At 57.7% G+C, this 20,077-nt stretch carries 17 protein-coding genes; 9 read left to right on the forward strand and 8 right to left on the reverse strand.

The window, feature by feature from the left end:
* Window positions 1–89: 89 nt before the first annotated feature.
* The 6 genes from ASD46_RS23420 to ASD46_RS23445 form a co-directional block, all read right to left on the reverse strand.
* Entirely contained in the window at window positions 90–1,631 is a 1,542-nt protein-coding gene (locus tag ASD46_RS23420; RefSeq protein ID WP_003518309.1) for an aldehyde dehydrogenase family protein, read from the reverse strand.
* Window positions 1,632–1,642: 11 nt separating this feature from the next.
* The gene (locus ASD46_RS23425) at window positions 1,643–2,530 is read right to left on the reverse strand and encodes an NAD(P)-dependent oxidoreductase (RefSeq protein ID WP_013762195.1); all 888 of its coding nucleotides are present in this window, start codon (window positions 2,528–2,530) and stop codon (window positions 1,643–1,645) included.
* Between the two features lie 134 nt (window positions 2,531–2,664).
* Window positions 2,665–3,576: a LysR family transcriptional regulator gene (locus ASD46_RS23430; protein ID WP_003518306.1), complete on the reverse strand. Its 912-nt coding sequence runs from the start codon at window positions 3,574–3,576 to the stop codon at window positions 2,665–2,667.
* A gap of 62 nt (window positions 3,577–3,638) precedes the next feature.
* The gene (locus ASD46_RS23435) at window positions 3,639–4,796 is read right to left on the reverse strand and encodes a M20 aminoacylase family protein (RefSeq protein WP_013762196.1); all 1,158 of its coding nucleotides are present in this window, start codon (window positions 4,794–4,796) and stop codon (window positions 3,639–3,641) included.
* 61 nt (window positions 4,797–4,857) lie between these two features.
* Window positions 4,858–5,376 (reverse strand): hypothetical protein, encoded by a 519-nt coding sequence (locus ASD46_RS23440; protein WP_003518302.1) that lies wholly within the window; start codon window positions 5,374–5,376, stop codon window positions 4,858–4,860.
* Window positions 5,373–6,206 carry a DUF3100 domain-containing protein gene (locus tag ASD46_RS23445; protein WP_013762197.1) on the reverse strand — a complete coding sequence of 278 codons (834 nt, stop codon included), beginning with the start codon at window positions 6,204–6,206 and terminating at the stop codon, window positions 5,373–5,375. The genes ASD46_RS23440 and ASD46_RS23445 overlap by 4 nt, the downstream gene beginning before the upstream one ends.
* Before the next feature lie 502 nt (window positions 6,207–6,708).
* On the opposite strand from ASD46_RS23445, the gene ASD46_RS23450 reads away from it, so the two are divergent.
* Window positions 6,709–7,461, forward strand: coding sequence for a FadR/GntR family transcriptional regulator (locus ASD46_RS23450; RefSeq protein ID WP_025595140.1), 753 nt, complete (start codon window positions 6,709–6,711; stop codon window positions 7,459–7,461).
* Here the strand turns inward: ASD46_RS23450 and ASD46_RS23455 are convergent.
* Together ASD46_RS23455 and ASD46_RS23460 are read right to left on the reverse strand one after the other, a co-directional pair.
* Window positions 7,458–8,255, reverse strand: coding sequence for a hypothetical protein (locus tag ASD46_RS23455; RefSeq protein WP_060642835.1), 798 nt, complete (start codon window positions 8,253–8,255; stop codon window positions 7,458–7,460). The two genes, ASD46_RS23450 and ASD46_RS23455, sit on opposite strands and share 4 nt — an antisense overlap.
* A 10-nt stretch (window positions 8,256–8,265) precedes the next feature.
* Window positions 8,266–10,053, reverse strand: coding sequence for a heparinase II/III domain-containing protein (locus tag ASD46_RS23460; protein WP_025595138.1), 1,788 nt, complete (start codon window positions 10,051–10,053; stop codon window positions 8,266–8,268).
* A 246-nt stretch (window positions 10,054–10,299) separates the two neighbouring features.
* Between ASD46_RS23460 and ASD46_RS23465 the strand changes: the two genes are divergently transcribed.
* The 8 genes from ASD46_RS23465 to ASD46_RS23500 all read left to right on the forward strand — a co-directional run bounded on the left by ASD46_RS23465 (window position 10,300) and on the right by ASD46_RS23500 (window position 20,059).
* On the forward strand, window positions 10,300–11,229 hold the full coding sequence (locus ASD46_RS23465; RefSeq protein WP_414890974.1) for a carbohydrate ABC transporter permease: 930 nt from the start codon (window positions 10,300–10,302) through the stop codon (window positions 11,227–11,229).
* A 3-nt stretch (window positions 11,230–11,232) separates the two neighbouring features.
* Window positions 11,233–12,069 (forward strand): carbohydrate ABC transporter permease, encoded by an 837-nt coding sequence (locus tag ASD46_RS23470; protein ID WP_003518288.1) that lies wholly within the window; start codon window positions 11,233–11,235, stop codon window positions 12,067–12,069.
* 4 nt (window positions 12,070–12,073) lie between these two features.
* Window positions 12,074–13,246, forward strand: coding sequence for a glycoside hydrolase family 88 protein (locus ASD46_RS23475; RefSeq protein WP_003518286.1), 1,173 nt, complete (start codon window positions 12,074–12,076; stop codon window positions 13,244–13,246).
* Between the two features lie 13 nt (window positions 13,247–13,259).
* Complete coding sequence (locus tag ASD46_RS23480; protein ID WP_013762201.1) at window positions 13,260–14,369, forward strand: ABC transporter ATP-binding protein; 1,110 nt, start codon at window positions 13,260–13,262, stop codon at window positions 14,367–14,369.
* Window positions 14,370–14,388: 19 nt separating this feature from the next.
* The gene (locus ASD46_RS23485) at window positions 14,389–15,093 is read left to right on the forward strand and encodes a DUF624 domain-containing protein (RefSeq protein WP_003518282.1); all 705 of its coding nucleotides are present in this window, start codon (window positions 14,389–14,391) and stop codon (window positions 15,091–15,093) included.
* A gap of 47 nt (window positions 15,094–15,140) precedes the next feature.
* Window positions 15,141–16,421 carry an ABC transporter substrate-binding protein gene (locus ASD46_RS23490; RefSeq protein ID WP_013762202.1) on the forward strand — a complete coding sequence of 427 codons (1,281 nt, stop codon included), beginning with the start codon at window positions 15,141–15,143 and terminating at the stop codon, window positions 16,419–16,421.
* 69 nt (window positions 16,422–16,490) lie between these two features.
* The gene (locus tag ASD46_RS23495) at window positions 16,491–18,365 is read left to right on the forward strand and encodes a DUF2264 domain-containing protein (RefSeq protein WP_025595137.1); all 1,875 of its coding nucleotides are present in this window, start codon (window positions 16,491–16,493) and stop codon (window positions 18,363–18,365) included.
* The gene (locus tag ASD46_RS23500; protein ID WP_025595136.1) at window positions 18,362–20,059 is read left to right on the forward strand and encodes an acyltransferase; all 1,698 of its coding nucleotides are present in this window, start codon (window positions 18,362–18,364) and stop codon (window positions 20,057–20,059) included. The genes ASD46_RS23495 and ASD46_RS23500 overlap by 4 nt, the downstream gene beginning before the upstream one ends.
* Window positions 20,060–20,077 lie beyond the last annotated feature (18 nt).

Raw genomic sequence — 20,077 nt, forward strand, 5'->3', positions numbered from 1 at the left:
ATAGCCTGTGCCGTCGCCCCTCCCGAGGAGCAATAGCGCCACGGCCTCCAGCGAGATGAGGACCGGACTGTTGCCCGGTCCTGCCTTGATCAGCCCGAGAAATAACCGAAGGTGATGACCGGTTCCGCGGCGGTTTCGACCCAGATGCTTTTTGTCTGGGTATAAGCGAGAAGCGCGTCCCTGCCGCTGGAACGGCCGTAACCGCTTTTGCCGAAACCACCAAAAGGCGACATCACGCTGATGGTCTTGTAGCCGTTGATCCAGAATGTTCCCGCCCGGACCTGCGAGGCGACCCGGTGTGCCCGTGCGACGTTTTGCGTCCAGACAGCTCCGGCAAGTCCGTAAGGATTGTCATTGGCGAGCGAGATTGCCTCCTCCTCCGTATCGAATGGCGTAACGCCGACGACCGGGCCGAAAACCTCTTCTTTCGAGATCGTCGCATCCGAAGCGACATTATCGAGGATGGTTGGCGCAAAATAAAAGCCGCCTGTCTCCTCGAGGTGCTCTGGCTTGCGTCCGCCTGTAGCCAGATGCGCGCCTTCGCTGATGCCCTGCTGGACCATCTCGCTGATCTTGTTCCACTGGCGTAGATTGTTGATCGGACCGATCTGGGTTGTGTCGAGATAGGGGTCGCCGACAGGAATTTTCGCCGTTGCCGCCGCATAGCGCTCGATGAACTGCTGATGAACAGAACGATGAATCAGCAGTCTTGAACCGGCAACACAACTTTGTCCCGCGCCGCCAAAGATCGCCGATTGGGCGCCGAGGATTGCGCGGTCGATATCGGCGTCGTCGAAAACGACGTTGGCAGATTTGCCGCCAAGTTCAAGAATACAGGGGACCACATTTTTGGCTGCCGCCGCTGCAATCAGAGATCCCGCATGCGCCGATCCGACGAACACGACAAGACCCGTCTTGGCGTGGGCCACGGCTGCTTGCCCGGCGGTCACGCCCTGGCCCGCGATGACGTTCACCAGGCCGCGGGGCGCTCCACCCTGCTCGCAGAGAAGACCCAGAATGATGGTGCTGAGCGGCGTCAGTTCGGAGGGCTTGATGACGACCGCGTTGCCAGCACAGATGGCGGGCGCGATCTGCCATCCGCCGGTGTTCAGCGGTGCGTTCCACGGCGTGATCTGTACAACCACGCCGATCGGTTCCTGGCGTGTGTAGTTGAGATGGGAAGTCGGAACGGGAATGACGTCGCCATGCAGCTTGTCGCACCATCCGGCGTAATATTCGAACATCTCTGCGACTTTGACGACTTCGCCACGGATATCGCGGATCGGACGGCCAGCCGAGCGGCTTTCGATTTCAGCGATGTCGGCCGAATGTTCGCGGATCGTGCGTGCGATCTCGTTCATGACCCGTCCGCGGCCGGAGGCGGTGAGTTGCATCCATGCGCGTTGCGCTCTGGCGGCGGCATCCATTGCGCTGTCCACCACCGAACTGTCGGCGTCTTTGTATGTCGCGAAGGATTTGCCGCTGGAGGGATCGGTAAGGGTGAGCTCTTCGCCCGAACCGAAGACAATCTCACCATTAACGAAACTGCCGATCTCTTCGGTGCCGATGAAGGCCTTGAGGATTTCGCGAATGCGCGGACCCGGATCGCGGATGATATCTACGTTGCCCATAATGCTCGTCCTTAGTTTGAAGCGGGCTGGAAAGCGCCCATGCGGGTAAAGTCGTCGGAATCTTTCAGGTCGCTGGAGCCGGACCAAAGTTTTGCAACGATCTCTGCCATAGGCAGGTCTGCACCGGTCCTTGCTGCAAGCTCATGCGCAAGCCGAACGTCCTTTCGCATCAGTCCCATCGAGAAACCGCTGTCGAACTTGTCCGACATGATCCACGTTGGGAAATGCACTTCGCTGATCATAGATCGACCCGACGCTGCGTTGAGAACACGTAGCGCTGCTTCGGGATCGATCCCTGCGGCGAGAGCAAGCTTCAGACCCTCACTGGTCGTTACCATGTGTGCTGCGGCAAGAAGGTTGTTCACCAGCTTGGCGACATTGCCCGCGCCGCTAGGCCCCACATGCAGGGCTTTGGCCGACATGGCTTCGATGGCGGGCCTTGCAAGAGCGACGTCTTCGTCAGTGCCACCAATCATCATCGTCAACTTGCCAGAGGCAGCACCGGCGGGGCCGCCGCTGACCGGTGCATCCAGAAAGCCGTGACCAAGCAAGGCAAGCTTTGCGGCAAGCTCGCGGCTCACGTCTGGTTCCGACGTCGAGGTGTCGATGATGATCACCCGCTGAGCGCTCCGGCTTTTCAGGATTTCGATCTGGTCGTTGACCACGCTGGCAACGTCCTTGGCCGTTGGCAGCGAGAAGACCAGGAAAGTGCTCTCTTCAAACGCATGCGCGATGGTGTCTACGGCAACGACGCCGGACTGCTGCGCCAGCTCTTTCCTCTCTTCCGACAGATCGAAACCCAATGTCCGGAAACCCTTGCCAGCCAGCGTTTGAGCCATGCCAAGGCCCATGCTTCCAAGGCCAATTATTCCAACAATTGTCTGCTTTGCATCCGACATTTGATCGAACTCCCTTTATCTGCGCCGCCGCGTGGCATCGGCTGACGATCATTCAGGTGGGACGTTCTCATCAAAAGGGGACACTCGATAGTGAGGTGTCCGGGTACAGAGCGTTGCGGGTTCAGCAACGCGCATCAGGCTTTGAACGCCGTCATTTCGGCGGCGAGATATCCTGCGAGACTGTCCACCGACCTGGGCAGCCGGCGCCGTGCTTTGACCATCAGGTGGGCGCTGGCCTCGGACAGAAGCGGATCGCTCAGTTCGACGACGCCGAACGCCGACCTCATAAGTTCGGTTGACACGGCGAATCTGGGGAGGAAGGTCACGCCAAGGCCGGCGGCCACGAAGCGGCGCAGAGCATCGATGGACGGCGTCTCGATCAGCGGTGTAACCGCTGCACCACAATTGGCCGCGACACGGCTGACAAGCTGGGTGACGCCGTGTCCTTTGCTGAGCAAGGCGTATTGCGTGTCAGCCAGGCAGTCTTCGAGCGCCACCCGCGGGTTGCTCAACAGCCGATGTCCGAGTGGGGCGACAAGACAAAGCGGTTGCCGGGAAATGGCGAGGGACCGGACACGAATATCGATGACCGGATTGTAGGCAATGCCAATATCCGTATCGCCGTTGGCGACACTATCGAGAACGCCTTCGGTACTTCCCAACTGGACGTCGTAACGGATCGCCGGATAGACGGTGACGAAGGGCTTTAGCCCGTGTTCGATGAGGTCCCCTAGAAAACCCTCACCACAACAAAGCCGGATGCGTCCCCGTTGCACGCCTCTCAGCTGGTCGAGTTGTTCCGAAAGCAGACCATTGTCTTCGAGGATACGTTTGCCATGTTCAAACACCAGTTCCCCGGCCTCGGTCAGTCCAACGCCCCGGCTTGTTCTGTCGAAAAGCGGAAGACCGATCTTCTTCTCTGTATCGGCGATCTGGCGGCTGACGACTGAAGGGGCGACATTGAGATGTTCGGCCGCACTGCGGATCGAGCCGAAGCGAACGACGGCCATAAACATCCGCAGTGCTTTGGCATCCATGGTCTCCATCAAAGCCATCCTGTGCCGGAACGATTATCAGGTCAATGCGCGTTGCTTTTGAAGCAACGCCCTTACGCTGCCTTCAGCTGGTTGTCGACGAGGGATATCCACATCTGAACCCCCAAGGGGAGAAGCGCGTCGTTGAAGTCGAAATAGGCTGAGTGGAGCCCTGGATTTTTACCGGCCTTTTGCGCGCCAAGCCAGAAATAACATCCTGCCTTTTCGCGGAGCATGAAGGAAAAGTCTTCAGCAGCCATGCTCGGCATGGCGTCGACTACCTCGATCCCCGGCATGGTGGAGGCAATATCCCTGATGATTGCGGCGCATCCTGGATCGTTTATCGTCGCCGGATATCGGAAGAGATGATCGACTGTCGCAGTGCAGTCGAATCCGGTTGCAATAGAGGTTGCCAAGGCGTGAATGCGTTTCTCTATCTTTGCGCCGACATCCTCCTCGAACCAGCGCGTGGTGCCGCGGATGACGACATTCTCCGGGATGACGTTCCAGGCGTCACCTCCGTGTATCTGTGTCACCGAAATGACGGCGGATTCCAGAGGGGAGACGTTGCGGCTGGCAATGGTTTGAAGTCCGGAGACGATTTGAGATGCGGCCACGATCGGGTCAGCACCTTCATGGGGCATGGCTCCGTGAGCGCCACGGCCGGTTATCGTGATCTCGAATGTTCCAAACGCCGCCATCATCTGGTCGTCCCTGGCAACGCATTTGCCAAGCTCCAGCGCCGGCCAGTTGTGCAGACCGTAGATTGCGTCCATGGGGAAATCGCGGAACAGGCCGTCCTCGACCATCGCCCGGCCTCCGCCCTCGTTTTCTTCTGCGGGTTGGAAAATGAAATGCACCGTGCCGTCGAAGTTCAACCGGCTGCAGGCGCGGGCGGCGGCAAGCGCCATCGACACGTGACCGTCGTGGCCGCAGGCATGCATCTTGCCGGGTGTGCGGGAGGCATAGGCAAGCCCTGTTTGCTCCAGGATCGGAAGTGCATCGATGTCTGCGCGGATGCCAATCACCTTTGAAGACGTCCCGCGGCTGAGCGTTCCGACCACTCCGGTCTTACCGTAACCCGTGCGAACTGAGTAACCCCATTCGGAAAGGCGTGCCGCGATGAAAGCTGACGTTTCCTGCTCCTGAAATCCCAATTCAGGGTTTTGGTGGAGATAGTGCCGCCATTGAACGGCTTCATCGATTTCCGTGCTTGGAAAGAATTGCTGCATCTAGGTCTTGCTCCTGAAGGATGCAGCCGTCTTTGCAGGACGGCCGCATCTGGTTCCGGTATTATTGCCCACCGATCCGAAGCGCAATGTCTGCGATAAAGACCGAGCCAATATATGTGCCGAACATCACGCAGACGGCGATGATGACGATCTTCCATCCCGATTTTCGTGCGATGTCGAATTCGCCCTTGGTGAGGGCGAGGCCGCCATAAGCCAGTGCGGGCGTCGCAAGAGCGAGGAAGTTAAGAGCCTCTACCTGCGAAATCACCCATGCCGAACCGGGAATGCCCGGAATTGTCACGAGGATCGCAAGCAGCGACGTCCATGCCACGCCCGGCAAGTAGAACGGCATGAAACGGGCAAACAGAAGACCACCGACCGAAACGAGGTACAATATACTCATGCCCGGCAAGGCGGTGAGCGGGTCTGTGCCGGTGCCTACCCAGTTCGAAACGAGGCCGATGAGAGACGCGACCAACAGAAGTCCGGAGTATCGGACGACGTTGATTTTGCGTTCGTCTTCACCCTCGGATGGCAATGTGTGTTCAGCGGACGCAGTGTGGGTTGAGTTCATGCTCATATCTTCGCTCCTGTCTGAACCTTGTTGGCGGGGTCGTGAGGCCGTGATTTCTTATAAAGCCACTCTGTCAACGGAAGTGCCACGAACAGGCCGACATAAAGACCGGTCGCATAGGTGAGGATGTTGCTCGCCGCTGCCAGAGCCAGAATGATGTCCTTGTTTTCCGGCATGACGGTAGCAAGGCTACCCGTGCAGGCTGCCAGCATGCTGCCCGAGCCGACGCCACAGGACATTGCCAGTGCGCGATAATCGAACCATCCAAGCGCATGGATCAGAGGAGGCATGATTGCGAAGACGAATGTACCGATCAGCGTCCCGGTGGCATAGACGCCCATTGCGCCAGCTCCCTCGGGGCTGTTCAGGCCGTAGCGATCGGCAATCAATGCGATGTTCGGTTCGCGGTCGATCGAGTAGGTGGCTCCGATCGCCTCACGGCCCATACGCAGGAGAAACACGGCGACCGGGAAAGCGATCAGGATCGTTCCGAGATTGCCTATTTCCTGCAAGACAAGCGCCGGGCCTGCCTCGATGATTTTCTCGATCTGAGGCCCAACTGTTGTTCCGAACTTCGCAATGAACGGCATGATCGCGATGGTGATCATAGTGCCGGAAAGTTTCACGGCGCTCGGCGGAATGAGCTTTGCCGTCTTCTTTAGAATATGCGGGTTAAGCGCGATGCCGATGGCAAACGCATACAGGATCGGCAGGAACACGACGGTTCCTATGCCGATCGGAACTTTTCGGATGCCGATTATTTCCGCAATGATGACGATGGCCAGGACGATACCGTGAAGCCACCAGCTTCCTGCTGATGTTGGGGCTCTGCTCATATTTTTCTTCCTCTGGTCGGTCGCGCACCGATTGTTTTTCTTTATGTGCACCATCGACGAATATGAAGTGAGCTATGACACTTTGTAGTCCCGGAAGCGGGAACAATGCGTTGCGCGTGCGGCAACAGACGGGCAGTCCGTGAGAGAATTTTGGAACAGTATTTCTCGGGTCCGATAGACAGCCAGGCTCGGGAAACACGTGAAAAATGCAACAGGCCTGCCGCGTGCAATACATACGTGCCGGACGAAGACGCCAGGAAGCCTCCGTTTACTCAGCGGTAAGGAGACCATGCCGAGCCTACGACGCGGCGAATTTCTGGCGGATTTCCCTGTTGCCGATGATGGGAAATGCACGCGATCCGGTAACACGTTCGATTATCAAGCTGCTCATCGCCAATTTTGAACGATATGAGGCATTTGTGCAAAAACTGGTATAATTGGTATGATCATTGAGTTTGAATGAAATTCATCATACATATTTATCATTCTCTATTTTCCATGCATGGTGACCGACGTGCCAGAACAACAAAAACAGCGCAGCAAGTCTTCCGGGTCTCTGGTGACCAAGGTCAGCTTGAGCCTTAGAAACGCTATTGCGTCCGGCCAATATGGACCCGGCGACCGCCTGCCCAGCGAGATCGAAATGACGGAGGCGCACGGTGTCAGCCGCACTGTCGTGCGTGAGGCGGTTACGGCGTTGCGATGCGACGGGCTGGTGGAGGTTCGCCAGGGGGCTGGCATCTTCGTGCTGAAGCGCGGAAAGGAAGTCTCGTCCGCTCCCGGCGTCGATCGCGCCCGACTGTCTTCCGACCTTGAAGTGTTGGAAATCAGAACGCCGCTTGAAATCGAGGCGGCAGGCCTTGCCGCTCTTCGCCGTTCACCATCGCAGGAAGAGGCGATTTTCGACTGTCACGCCCGGCTTCTCGAATGTATTGAGCAGAACCGCTCCATTCGCGAGGCGGATCTGGCTCTTCACATCGCCGTTGCGACCGCGACCAACAATCCGCTCTTCACACAATTTCTCGAGTTGCACGGCCAGGCCGTCATCCCGCAATCCCGCGTGGTTTCCGAAGCCGCGGAAAACGACCAGACGGCCTACAGACGGCTGATCCACAAGGAACATGAGGCGATCGTCATCGCCATATCGGACAGAAATGAACAGGATGCCAAACTGGCGATGCAGGCGCATCTACGCGGCAGCCAGAACCGCTACCGTGACATGATGCGCGACCTGCGGGGCATCGCGCACAGCTAAAGACTTTCCGGAAGATCGGCGCCCCAGACCTCGATTTGCGTCAGTGCGGGAAATGGCGATGGGTCATCCGCTTTTTTAAGATCGTGCAGACGAATCCATTCCACCTGGCGCGGCGAGACTGAAAAAGTCTGGGCGGCTCCGGTTTTTTGCAAGGCGAAGCTTACGCACTCACCGTCGGAAAAGGTGACACTCGCTTGTTTCCACCATGCATCGTGGGGGAAATCCGCCCGCAGATAGAATGTCAGTTGGTCGATCATCACCGCACGGCCAAAAACAAGCGTCAATGAAGCGTCAGGATCGCGATTGATGCCCCAGCTGGTATAGGGCCAAAAACCGTGACCTGCGCTGGCTTTTTCACCATCAATCACATTGCGTGCCGCAAAGGCGGCCTCTCCGCGCGTCTCGGTACTCGCATAGACGTGTGGAAACAGGGCGGTGTTTTCATGTTCATCAAACGGGTTCAAGGCCAGGTTTCTACGGACCCCAACATCCCCGGCGAGCGCACGGCGCGCCGCGATCCGGTGAATGGCGCCGCTGAACGCCTGCGGCGGATAGGATTTTCGCCTTGAGGCGGAAGGAACGGGCAGGACGAATTCTGTCGTTCGTAAAAAAACCAGTGTCGCCGGCATTCCGGCATCCAGGGCAAGCCAGATGTGTCCGGGCTGTGAAACCTCGACGACAAGCCGATCACCCTCGCAATACTCGGCCCTGTAGACGAGAAAAACCTCGTCTTCCGCACCGGTCTGCGCCAAAATCGCGCCAGCCGCATTAACGACCTTGAGTGTAAGCTTCATCGGCACTTCCTTAAGTGATTTTCAGGCAAAGACGGTTGGCTTTAACAGGGATGAGAATGCGATAGATCACCGGCGGCCAGGACTGGCGAAGGCGGGTATCGTCGATCGATATCGTCTCAATGGCCGGGTCGCCCTCGCCGTCGCAGTCCACCTTTCCTAGGTCTGCAAAATTAAAGCCACCCGGTGTGATTTGCGGTTTTTCTGCAACCATCAGCGACAGGACCGCGTCAATTTCGCCCCGATGGTCATCGATGATTTCCACATGGCTGCCGCGCAGCAACCGGACACGGCGACGATAATGCGCGACAGTTGCTGCGGCTGGATATGCACCGGCTATATCAAAGGAAATTTCCGCCTTTCCCTCCGAGAATTCGGCCACAAAATCGCGTGCTGCAAACTCAGGTCCGGCGGATTGCATGACGCCGCCGAAGGTCGGCAGGTTGTGAAAGGCCGATTGCATCGTCCAGATGTCATAGCGCTGCGGGGAAAAGGTTTTGGCGGTGTAGGCTTCCACCCCCACATCGATGATGAATGGCCGGCCGTGTTTGTAAAGCGTGAAACTGCCGACATCGTTATGGTTATGGCTTTCGCCGTTATTGCCTGCCTTGACGGCAAGATCGAAAACACTGTCACGGGCAATCACCAGTCCGATGCCTGAATAAACTATGTCGGTCTTTGTGGGTGCCACGGGCGTAAGCGCTGACAATTCCGGTGTGGTGAGAACCGCCTGAACGCGATACCAAAGGTTCCATTCCTTCGACATAAGCCGGTCCGGTGAGCGGTTCCAGCAGGCGGCAGCGAAGGCCTGAAGCGGGGTCGAGGAAACGGCTTTGCCCAAGAGATATTCCCGCACCCCTGATGTCTCGACCTTCGCCGGCGCATCGGCGAAGTTGAAAAAACGGTCTTCTGCCACATGCATATTGAGGACGAATTCGGCCATGTTTCGCAGCTTCGGCGCATTGAAGAGCGGGGCAATCGAGCCGGGCGCGCAGCTTTCGACAATAGTCATCGCCCCGAACATGCAAAGTGCTGCATGGCCGTAATAAAGAACGCCCTCTTCGCAGGCCCCGTCTTCGGCATAATCCTTCTGAAACGCGTCGAGACTCTCAAGTGCCTTTTCAACCACCGAACGTCGCGTCGGCTGGTCTGTCGGCAAGAGCAGCGTCGAGAGCAGGACATTCTGGGTGATCCAGGCCGTCCAATTGTTCATCCGTTCTGCGCCGTTCCCCATCCACCAGAAATGTCTGTTCAGATATGGTGTCGTTATACGCCGGTCTATCTCTGCGTGAATTCTCGAAACGAGATTCGTATTTGCCCGCTCCAGCTCCGGTCCAAGCAGATGCAGGCACAACGCCAGATTGGCACCCGTTTCCGCAGCGAACAGGTCAATCACTGGGTTTTCCGGGTCAGGCAGAGGGTCACGCGGGCCGCCGCGAATATGGGAATTATGAGCGGGCAATTGCCAGCCGCTTTCCTCGCATATCAGCCACAGGCCATCGATGGTGGCATCGAGAAAACGGCCTTGCCCCTCCGCGCATTCACCAAGAACCAGTGCGTTCAGCTTCAGCCGGCGGGAAAAATAAAGCCACTCGAAACGATCACGATTGCCACTCCCGCTATATTCCCGGTAGTCGCCCGCCAGAATGGTGGACCAGGACTCGCCAAGAGCCTGCACCGCCGCCTCGATAAGGCTGCCGCGAACCGCAGCCGACGCTGAGGAGTGAATTTTTTTCGCTGTGAGTTCTGCCCCGAAATCGGCGAACCGATCGGGCATAAGCCGCATCATTTCGACAAACACGCCCTGAACCTCCCGCGCGTTCCGCAATCCGATGATTGGCTCCTATCATACGTATTTTTGAAAAACTAGAAAATTTGTCTGACTTAATGCAAAGTTGTTTGACCAATATCGATATTGTGTTATCCAGAGCGCGGGAGGCGGCAGGGTGAGGATCCCGCGCCGTTATGGAAAACGCAGCAGCCGACACCTGAGATGCGGTGAAACGGCAGCAATGGGAGGTAGGCTGTGGCAATCGCAACCGCGACCATGTCCGACAAGCAGGCGGCCCCGTATCGCAGGAAAAAAGTCCGCATCGTCTCCAGGCGGCGACGCCGGATCGAGAATGCGCTGGTGGCCTATTCTTTTATTGCGCCCAATTTTCTCGGTTTCGCGATTTTCACGCTCGGACCGATCCTTTTTGCCTTCGTGCTCGCCTTCATGCATTGGGACGGCTCCAATCCAATGCGTTTTGCAGGCCTGGATAATTTCTGGCGGCTGTTCGAGGACAAGGCCTTCATCGCGGCCTTATGGAACACGGTCATTTACACTGTCGCATCGGTGCCGGCCACGCTTGCCTGCGCCCTGGGGCTCGCGATACTGCTCAACCAGAAAATCTTAGGTCGCAACTTCTTCCGCACGGCGATGTTCTTTCCCTATGTGGCGTCACTGGTTGCCGTGGCCGCCGTCTGGAACATGATTTTCAATCCGGAGATGGGTCCGGTCAACATGTTGCTCTATACGCTCGGTCTCGATCCCGCCGATATGCCGGGATGGGCGGCGGACCGGCATTGGGCAATGGTTACCGTCATCCTCTTTGGCGTGTGGAAGAGCATGGGCTACTACATGGTCATCTATCTCGCCGGGCTACAGGGCATCAATTCCGAGCTTTATGAAGCGGCCGGTCTTGATGGCGCCAATTCCTGGCAGAAATTCATCCACGTCACCCTGCCGCAGCTCGCACCGACGACTTTTTTCGTCACCGTCATGCTGACGATCCAGTCCTTCAAGGTTTTCGATCAGGTCTACATGATCACGCAGGGCGGACCGGGAACCTCGACGCTGGTTCTGGTCTATCACATCTACAACGAAGCCTTCATTTCTTGGGACCTCGGTTACTCCAGCATGATCGCCCTCGTCCTGTTCTTCCTCGTTCTCATCGTCACTATCGTCCAGTTCAAACGGCAGCGGGAGGATTGAGCCATGCGTATCATGGGCCGGAAAATCCCCGCCACCACGATCGGCATCTATTTCACGGTGATTATCGTCACCATCGTCATGCTCCTGCCGTTCGCATGGATGCTGTCGGCGTCGCTGAAGCTCAGCCGCGATGTCTTCGCCTTCCCGATCGAATGGATCCCTTCTCAGCCGCGCTGGGAGAACTATGTCGATATCTGGACGAAAATCCCACTGGCGCTGTTCATCTACAATACATCGAAGCTGACAATCATCGTCACGCTGCTGCAATTGCTGACATCCAGCTTTGCCGCCTATGCCTTCGCCAAGCTGCACTTTCCCTACAAGAACACGCTGTTTCTAGGCTATATCGCCACCATCGCCATGCCCTGGCAGGTCTATATGGTGCCGCAGTTTCTGCTGATGCGCGAATTCGGGCTCAACAACACCCATCTCGCGCTGATTTTCCTGCAGGCCTTCACCGCCTTCGGCGTTTTCCTGATGCGGCAGTTCTACATGTCGGTTCCGAACGAGCTTTGCGAAGCGGCCCGTATCGATGGCATGAACGAATACCAGATCTGGGCAAAGATCATGCTGCCGCTCTCGAAGCCGGCGCTCTCCACATTGACGATCTTCACCTTCGTCACGACGTGGAACGACTTCCTCGGGCCGATGATCTATCTCACCAAGACCGAGCTGAAGACCATCCAGATCGGCCTGCGCATGTTCATTTCGCAATATTCGGCGGAATACGGGTTGATCATGGCCGCCTCGGTTGTGGCGCTTATCCCGGTTCTCATCGTTTTCCTAGCATTGCAGCGCTTCTTCGTCGAAGGCGTCGCTTCCACTGGCCTCAAGGGTTGATTTCATGTTCGACTTGACCACGACCGTTCCGAACCCGATCACCGCTGCGGAAATCGACGCCGCGCTCGTAGCCGCCGTCGCACAGGTCCGGCGCAATCTGCCGCAGTTCACCTACGCGGCGCAGAACCACTCGAGCGTGAAGAATTTTTACCCCGCAGTCGCCAACGATCAATGGACCGCCGGTTTCTGGCCGGGACAGATGTGGCTCGCCTTCGAACATACCGGCGACAGGACCTTTCAGCACGCGGCGCAAATTCAGGTGCAGAGCTTTCTTCATCGGATCGAAAACCGCATAGAGACCGACCATCATGATATGGGTTTCCTCTATTCGCCCTCCTGCATCGCCGCATGGAAACTGGTGGGTGACGAGGATGGCAGACGAGCGGCGCTGATGGCCGCCGATCAGCTGATGGAGCGGTTCCAGCCGATTGGTCAATTCATTCAGGCCTGGGGTCGCCGGGATAATCCCAACGAATTTCGTTACATCATCGACTGCCTGCTGAACCTGCCGCTGCTTTATTGGGCAAGCCGGGAAACGGGCCGGGAAGATTATCGCACCGTCGCCCTTGCCCATGCCCGCACCACGCTCGCTCACTCTGTGCGGCCGGACGATTCCACCTATCATACATTCTATATGGACCCCGAGACCGGCGCACCGGTGCGCGGCGTGACGAAGCAAGGCTACAGCGACGAGAGCTACTGGGCGCGCGGACAGGCCTGGGGCATTGCCGGCATGGCCATTTCGTACCGCTACGAGCGACTTCCCGCCTATCGCGAAACGTTCGAGCGGCTTCTTGCCTTCTATCTGAAGCGCCTGCCTGATGATCTCGTGCCCTATTGGGACCTGGTCTTTGCGGATGGCGATGACGAGCCGCGCGACAGTTCGGCAGCGGCCATCGTCGCCTGCGGTCTGCTGGAAATGGCGGAGCTGGAAACGCGGGAAAAGGCCAAGGAGTATCGCGAGCTGGCGAGACGCATGGTGAAGAGCCTGATGGACAACTATTCGGTCCGCGACCCGGCGATCTCCAACGGCCAGCTTCTGCACGGCACCTATTCCAAGAAAACCGCCCACAATACCTGCCGGGGCGAAGGGGTCGATGAGTGCGTCTCCTGGGGTGATTATTATTATCTGGAAGCGCTGATCCGGCTTTCGCGCAACTGGTCTTCCTATTGGTGAGCGCGAGGAACAGATGGCAAGCATTTCCCTGAAAAAACTCAATAAAAGCTACGGCGCGCTCAAGGTCGTTCACGATATCGATCTGGATATTGCCGACAAGGAATTCATCATTCTGGTTGGCCCTTCCGGATGCGGCAAATCCACCACCCTGCGGATGATTGCCGGGCTGGAGGAAATTTCCGGCGGCGAATTGCGCATCGGCGAAGACGTGATGAACGATGTGCCCTCCAAGGACCGCGACATCGCCATGGTGTTCCAGAACTATGCGCTTTATCCGCACATGACCGTCTACAAGAACATGGCCTTCGGTCTCGAGCTTAGAAAAGCGCCGCGCGACCTCATCGATACGAAGGTGAAGGACGCGGCGAAAATTCTAGACATCACCCACCTGCTGAACCGCAAACCCAAGGCGCTATCCGGTGGCCAGCGCCAGCGTGTCGCGCTCGGCCGGGCGATGGTGCGCAATCCGGAAGTTTTTCTTCTCGATGAGCCGCTTTCCAATCTGGATGCCAAGCTGCGCGGCACCATGCGGTCGGAAATTTCCAAGCTTCACAAGCGGCTGGACGCCACCTTCATTTATGTGACCCACGATCAGGTTGAGGCCATGACCATGGCGGATCGCATCGTGGTGATGAAGGATGGCCATATCCAGCAGGTGGATACGCCCCAAAATCTATATGACCGGCCGATTAACATGTTCGTTGCAGGTTTCATCGGCGCACCGCAGATGAACATGCTTCCGGTGACGCTGCACCGCCAGGGCGACGGCTTTATCGCCATATTCGACGGCAACCCATTGCCGCTGCCGGCAGGTATCGATCCTGGGCGTGTACTTCCCTACGAAGGAAAACAGCTCGTTCTGGGCATTCGCCCTGAAAATTTCCACGAATTTGCTCCGGCGGATATCGATGCCGCCAATGTCTCTCCCTTCAAGGCGACAGTGGAATTGGCGGAGCCGATGGGATCGGAAGTGCATCTCAATCTCATCTCGGGCGGTCAAAACCTCGTCGCACGTGTTTCACCGCGCTTCCGGGCGAAGATCGGCGATCCCGTTGAGCTGGTGGCCGATCTGACGAATGCGCAGCTCTTTGATCCCGCCACCGAGCGATCGATCCTTTATTGAACGGGCCGGGAGAAAAGCGATGCAATGGCTGGAAGGATTATGGACGAAGGAAGGAGCCGGGATCGACAAGAACGCCCCGCCGCCTACCGGTCTCGCCCTGTTCCTCGATATTATCAGACGCGAATGGTGGGAGATGGTGAAGCTAAACCTCCTCTTTATCATCGCCAGCCTGCCGGTCGTAACGATGCCCGCAGCAATGTTGGCCATGGGCCGCGTCTGCGTTTCTTTCTCGAACGACGAAAATACCTATCTGCTGCGCGATTTCCTTGAAGCCTTGCGGACATTCGCCCTGCGCGGCACCGCGCTTGTGCTTCTCGCAGCGCTGGTGGTCGGTGGCGGTGGTTACGCAACTGTCAGCTATGCCGATGCTGCCCGGTCGCAACTCGCCTACAGTGTGCCTTTTGCGATCAGCCTCGCAGTCACACTGTTCCTCACCCTTCTCTGCGCCTATGCCACCGTTGTCCTGGCGAAGGAGGATTTGCCGCTTTTACAGACCCTGCGGCGTGCGGCGTTTCTGGCGCTCACCAGACCATGGCCGATGCTGGCGGCGCTCAGCTTCGTCGCGGCGCTCTGGATCGCGCATATTCTCTTCTATCCGGTGTCCGTGTTTATGCCGGCAACCATCAATTTTTCGCTCGGCATGTTCGCCCTGTGTTTCGCGGCGAGAAACGTCGCCGCGCAAACGCGCCTGCGGATATCAGAACGGGCGGGGAGCGGCGTTTAAGACATACCAAAATCAAACGACATCAGTCAGGGAAGGAGAAACGGGCTATGGAGTTTAAAACAACCAGACGTGCATTTGCTCTGGCAACCGCCGGTCTCGGCATTGCCATGGGTATGGGAGGAACAGCATTCGCCGCGGGCGATGCCCCCGTCACCTTGAAATGGGCCCTATGGGATCTGGATAAGGGCGCTTACTTCAAGCCCTTGATGGAGGCCTATAAGCAGAAGCATCCGAATGTCACGTTCGAGGTGGTGGACCTCGGCTCGCAGGACTATACGCAGATGATATCCACGCAGTTGACTGGCGGCTCGAAGGACATTGACGTCGTTACCATCAAGGACGTTCCCGGATACGCCAATCTGGTCCGCGCCGGCAACATCACCGATCTCAGCGACTTCATCAAGGATCAGAAGATCGAGACGGCACCCTATGGCGGCCTGATCGAGGAACTGACCATTGACGGCAAGGTATACGCCCTGCCGTTCCGCTCCGATTTCTGGGTGGTCTATTACAACAAGGATATTTTCGACAAGGCAGGCGTGCCTTATCCAACCAATGACATGACCTGGGCGCAGTTCGATGAAACAGCCGGCAAGCTGAAGGGCGGCATGGGCGCGAACCGCATTTACGGCGCTCTGTTGCACACTTGGCGTTCGACGGTGCAACTGCCCGGCATTCAGGATGGAAAACACACGATGGTTGATGGAAACTATGAGTTCCTGAAACCCTGGTATGAGCGTGCGCTTGCCCTGCAAAAGACCGGCGCGATACCGTCCTACGCCTCGCTGAAGACATCCAATACCCATTACTCCGCGCTGTTCTTCAACGGAACGATCGGCATGCTGCCGATGGGCACCTGGTTCGTCGGAACCCAGATCGCCAAGGTGAAATCGGGCGAGTCGAAAAGCGCCAACTGGGGTATCGTGAAATTCCCCCATCCCGATGGCGTGGCGGCAGGTGCGACGGCCGCGCAGATTGCCGGACTGTCGGTCAACACTAATTCCGGCCATAAGGAAGCGGCGCTGGATTTCATTCAGTTCGTGACCGGGCCTGAGGGAGCGGCCATCATTGCCTCCACCGGCACTTTCCCTGCACTCCGAACCGACGATGTGGCTGAGAAGATCGCATCGCTGCCGGGCTTCCCGCAGGATCAGGGCAGCAAGGACGCGTTGCAGGCGGGCAAGGCCTATCTGGAAATGGCGGTCAACCCGAATGCAGCCAAGATCGAAGTCGTTCTGAACCGTGTCCATGACGCACTGATGACCGACAATATTTCAATCGATGACGGCATCAAGGACATGAATGACGGCGTCAAGGCCATCAAATAATTGCCATGGGCCGCAGGCGGAAAGCCTGCGGCCTTTTTCCTGACCCAAGAATTCCGGACATTCGTCACCGTGCCCCATGAAACCGCCGCAGCCAATCCGCTCTTTCACAATCCGCTTTCAAGCAGGGACGATCTCGCAAAGGCTGTGATTGATCTCTTCAATCCGCTGCTTGCCTGTTTTTCGGCGGGCGGCGCGCGCGTGCAGTTGGGCGCGACAGGCGCGATATTTGATTACCCGGCTGCCGAACTGGAAGGCTTTGCCCGACCGTTATGGGGCATCGTACCCCTTGCCGCCGGCGGCTATGACTTTCCGCACTGGGATCTCTACCGGCGCGGATTGGCCAATGGCACCAACCCGGCCCACCCCGAATATTGGGGTGACACCGCAGACCGGCACCAACGATTGGTGGAGCTGGCGGCAATAGGCTTTGCACTCGCCATGGTTCCCGAACACATCTGGGAGCCGCTTGCGGAAACGGATAGAAAGACCGTCACGGTCTACCTTCTGGCGGCGCGCGAGCGGGAATTCGTCGATAATAACTGGAAGTTTTTCCGCGTTCTGATCGATCTCGGGCTGGAGCGGGTGGGTGTCGAATTCGACACGGCCAAGACCCATGCATATCTCGACGAAATAGAGGCATTTGATATCGGCAATGGCTGGTATCGTGACGGGCCGGTACGGCGTGTCGACCACTATATTCCCTTCGCCATGCATTTTTATGGGCTGATCTATACCGTGCTTGCGAAAGACGATGAGGCGAGAAAAAAACGGCTCATCGAACGCTCGAGAGTTTTCGCCCGCGACATGCGCCATTGGTTCGGGCCGGACGGGGCCTCGCTCGCCTTCGGGCGCAGCCAGACATACCGGTTTGCGGCGGGTGGTTTCTGGGGTGCACTCGCCTTTTCCGGCTTGCAGGCGCTGCCATGGCCAGAGATCAAAGGTTATTACATGCGGCATATCCGCTGGTGGTCGAAGCGGCCGATCGCGGATCGCGATGGCGTACTTTCCGTGGGATACGGCTATCCGAACCTTTTAATGAGCGAGAGCTACAATTCTCCCTGCTCGCCCTACTGGGCGCTCAAATTCTTCCTGCCGCTGGCGCTGCCCGCCGATCATCCCTTCTGGACGGCGGAAGAGACCAGATCAGAAGAATTCGCCGAACCCGTTTCATTGCCGGAACCGGGCATGGTTGCTTTCCATACGCCCGGCAACGTCGTTGTTCTATCCTCGGGGCAGCAGCACGACAGGATGCGCGGCGCGCAGGAAAAATATTCGAAATTCGTCTATTCCACCCGTTATGCCTTCAATGTCGAGGCGGATGACCGGCATTTTGCCGCCGCAGCTTTTGACGGCATGCTCGGTCTTTCCGACGATGGTGTACACTTCCGTACGCGCGAGACGATGGAAGAGGCATTGATTGCCGGAGACTGCCTCTATTCCCGCTGGAGGCCATGGGCGGGTGTGGAGATAGAGACCTGGCTCGTGCCGCATAATCCGTGGCATATTAGGCTGCACCGCATCCGGACCCCACGCGCGCTGCAAACATCGGAAGGCGGATTTGCCATAGAGCGCGCCGATTTCAACCGTGACCGAACAGAAGCGGGAGAATGCCGCGCTGTATGCTACGGCCAAAGCGACACAAGCGTCATTGTCGATCTTTCGCTCGGGGCTCGTCGTGAAGGACTGTGCCATCAGGCCATTGCCAACACCAATCTCATCCACGCCAGAACCCTCGTGCCGCAATTGCGTGGCACCGTTCCATCAGGCGAAACGCTGCTTGTTACGGCCTGCATGGCGCTACCCGCCGGCAAGGCGGCAGAAGCGGCATTGGTGACCTTACCGGATGCTCCCGATCTTACCGCGCTGGAAGAGATGTTCAGGCTTGAGGGACGTCGCGTTTCCGCCTTTGCACTCGATGAAAGCCGTGCAGGCTTGCCATTATGACAGACGAAACCCAGACTGTTTTCCAACGGCTGGATCGGCTGAATATCCTGACCTGGGAACGAAAACAGGAAGATATCGACCGTCCCGACCATCAGGCGCTGTTGCGCGGTCTTGAGCGCTCGGCCAATGCCAGTTTCGGGCAGGGCGTCTACATCGCCGCAAAAGCCGAGTTGCATACGGACAGGCTGGTGATGGGCGCGCAGTCCTGGATTGCCGGTTACGCAATCGTGCGCGGTGATATCGAACTTGGAGAAAACGTCTCGATCAACCCCTATGCCTGCCTTTCCGGCAGGGTGAAGATCGGTAATGGTGCGCGCATCGCCTCGCATGTCAGCATCGTCGGCTTCAATCACGGTTTTGACGATACCGACACCCCCATCTATCGCCAGCCGTTGACCTCGCTCGGCATAGATATCGGCGACGATGTCTGGATCGGCGCCAACGCAGTCGTGCTGGACGGCGTGAAGATAGGGCGCGGAGCGATTATTGCCGCGGGCGCGGTGGTGGCGAAAGACGTTCCCGCCTTGGCTGTTGCCGGTGGTGTTCCCGCCCGGGTTCTGAAATATCGCGGGGAAAAGGCAGATACGCCCAAGGTGCCTGAAACCGATCGCCTGTTGCGAGAACTCGGCGAGGAAATTGCCGGCGACTGGCTTGCCGCCATTCGCTCCTATGATGAGGGGGGCTCCTATCGTTCAGCCGATGCATCCGGACATGAGGTCGAAAACGCCAGGCATCTGTGTGATGCTATCGAGATCGCCGCAGCCTTCGGGCAGCAAGAGACCGCCTTCGACGTCGAAAGAACCGTGGCTGGCCTTCATGCTATGCAGGATACCCAAACAGGACTGTTTTTCTCTGCCAACCGCCGCCCTTCATCGCCGCCGCAACAGGACCCAACGGTCCTCTACAATATTCTGGCTGTCGGATATGCGCTCGAATGTCTTGGCGCCGGCCCGAAACAGCAGATTGCTTTCGTGGAGGAGATGCGTGCCGACGCCCTCATTCTTCTTCTGGAAGAACTCCCCTGGCAAAACCGGGCATGGCATTGCGGCGCTACTATCGACGCCATCTCCACCGCGCTTTATTTCAACCGGCGCTACTTCGTATCCGGCGACAATCTCGCCGTACTATTTGGCTGGCTGATGGTGAATGCGGACAGAACTACCGGTCTCTGGGGTGACGCGACGACCGAGCAGGGCCTGCTGCAACCGGTCAACGGCTTTTACCGCCTCACCCGCGGCTCTTACGCCCAGTTCGGCCTGCCCGTTCCCTATCCGGAAGCGGCAGTCGACTCGGTCATCGCCAATTATCGCGCCTATGGCGGTTTTCAGGGTACGGAGTTTAACGCCTGCAACCTGCTCGATACGGTCCATCCCCTGCTTCTCTGCCTGGAACAGACGGATCACAGGCGGGACGAGGCAAAAGAGATCGCCCGTGAAGTTCTGAGACGCAATAGGGGGCGCTGGCAGAAAGGCAGCGGATTTGCCTTCGCGGAAGGGCATCCTGCCGGACTACAGGGCACAGAAATGTGGATGTCTGTTCTCTGGCTTTCGGCGAGGCTCCTCGGTGAACAACAGCTTCTGCCATTCCAACCGAGAGGCATTCATCGCTTTGAACCAGTGGAAATCCTCGGCGGCTGCCGCAGATTATGTACAAATATGAATGCACATCTTGGAGTTGATTTCATTTCCTCTTGATTTACCTTGTGTATTTCC

Source organism: Rhizobium sp. Root491 (genome assembly GCF_001427205.1).
GTDB lineage: Bacteria > Pseudomonadota > Alphaproteobacteria > Rhizobiales > Rhizobiaceae > Agrobacterium > Agrobacterium tumefaciens.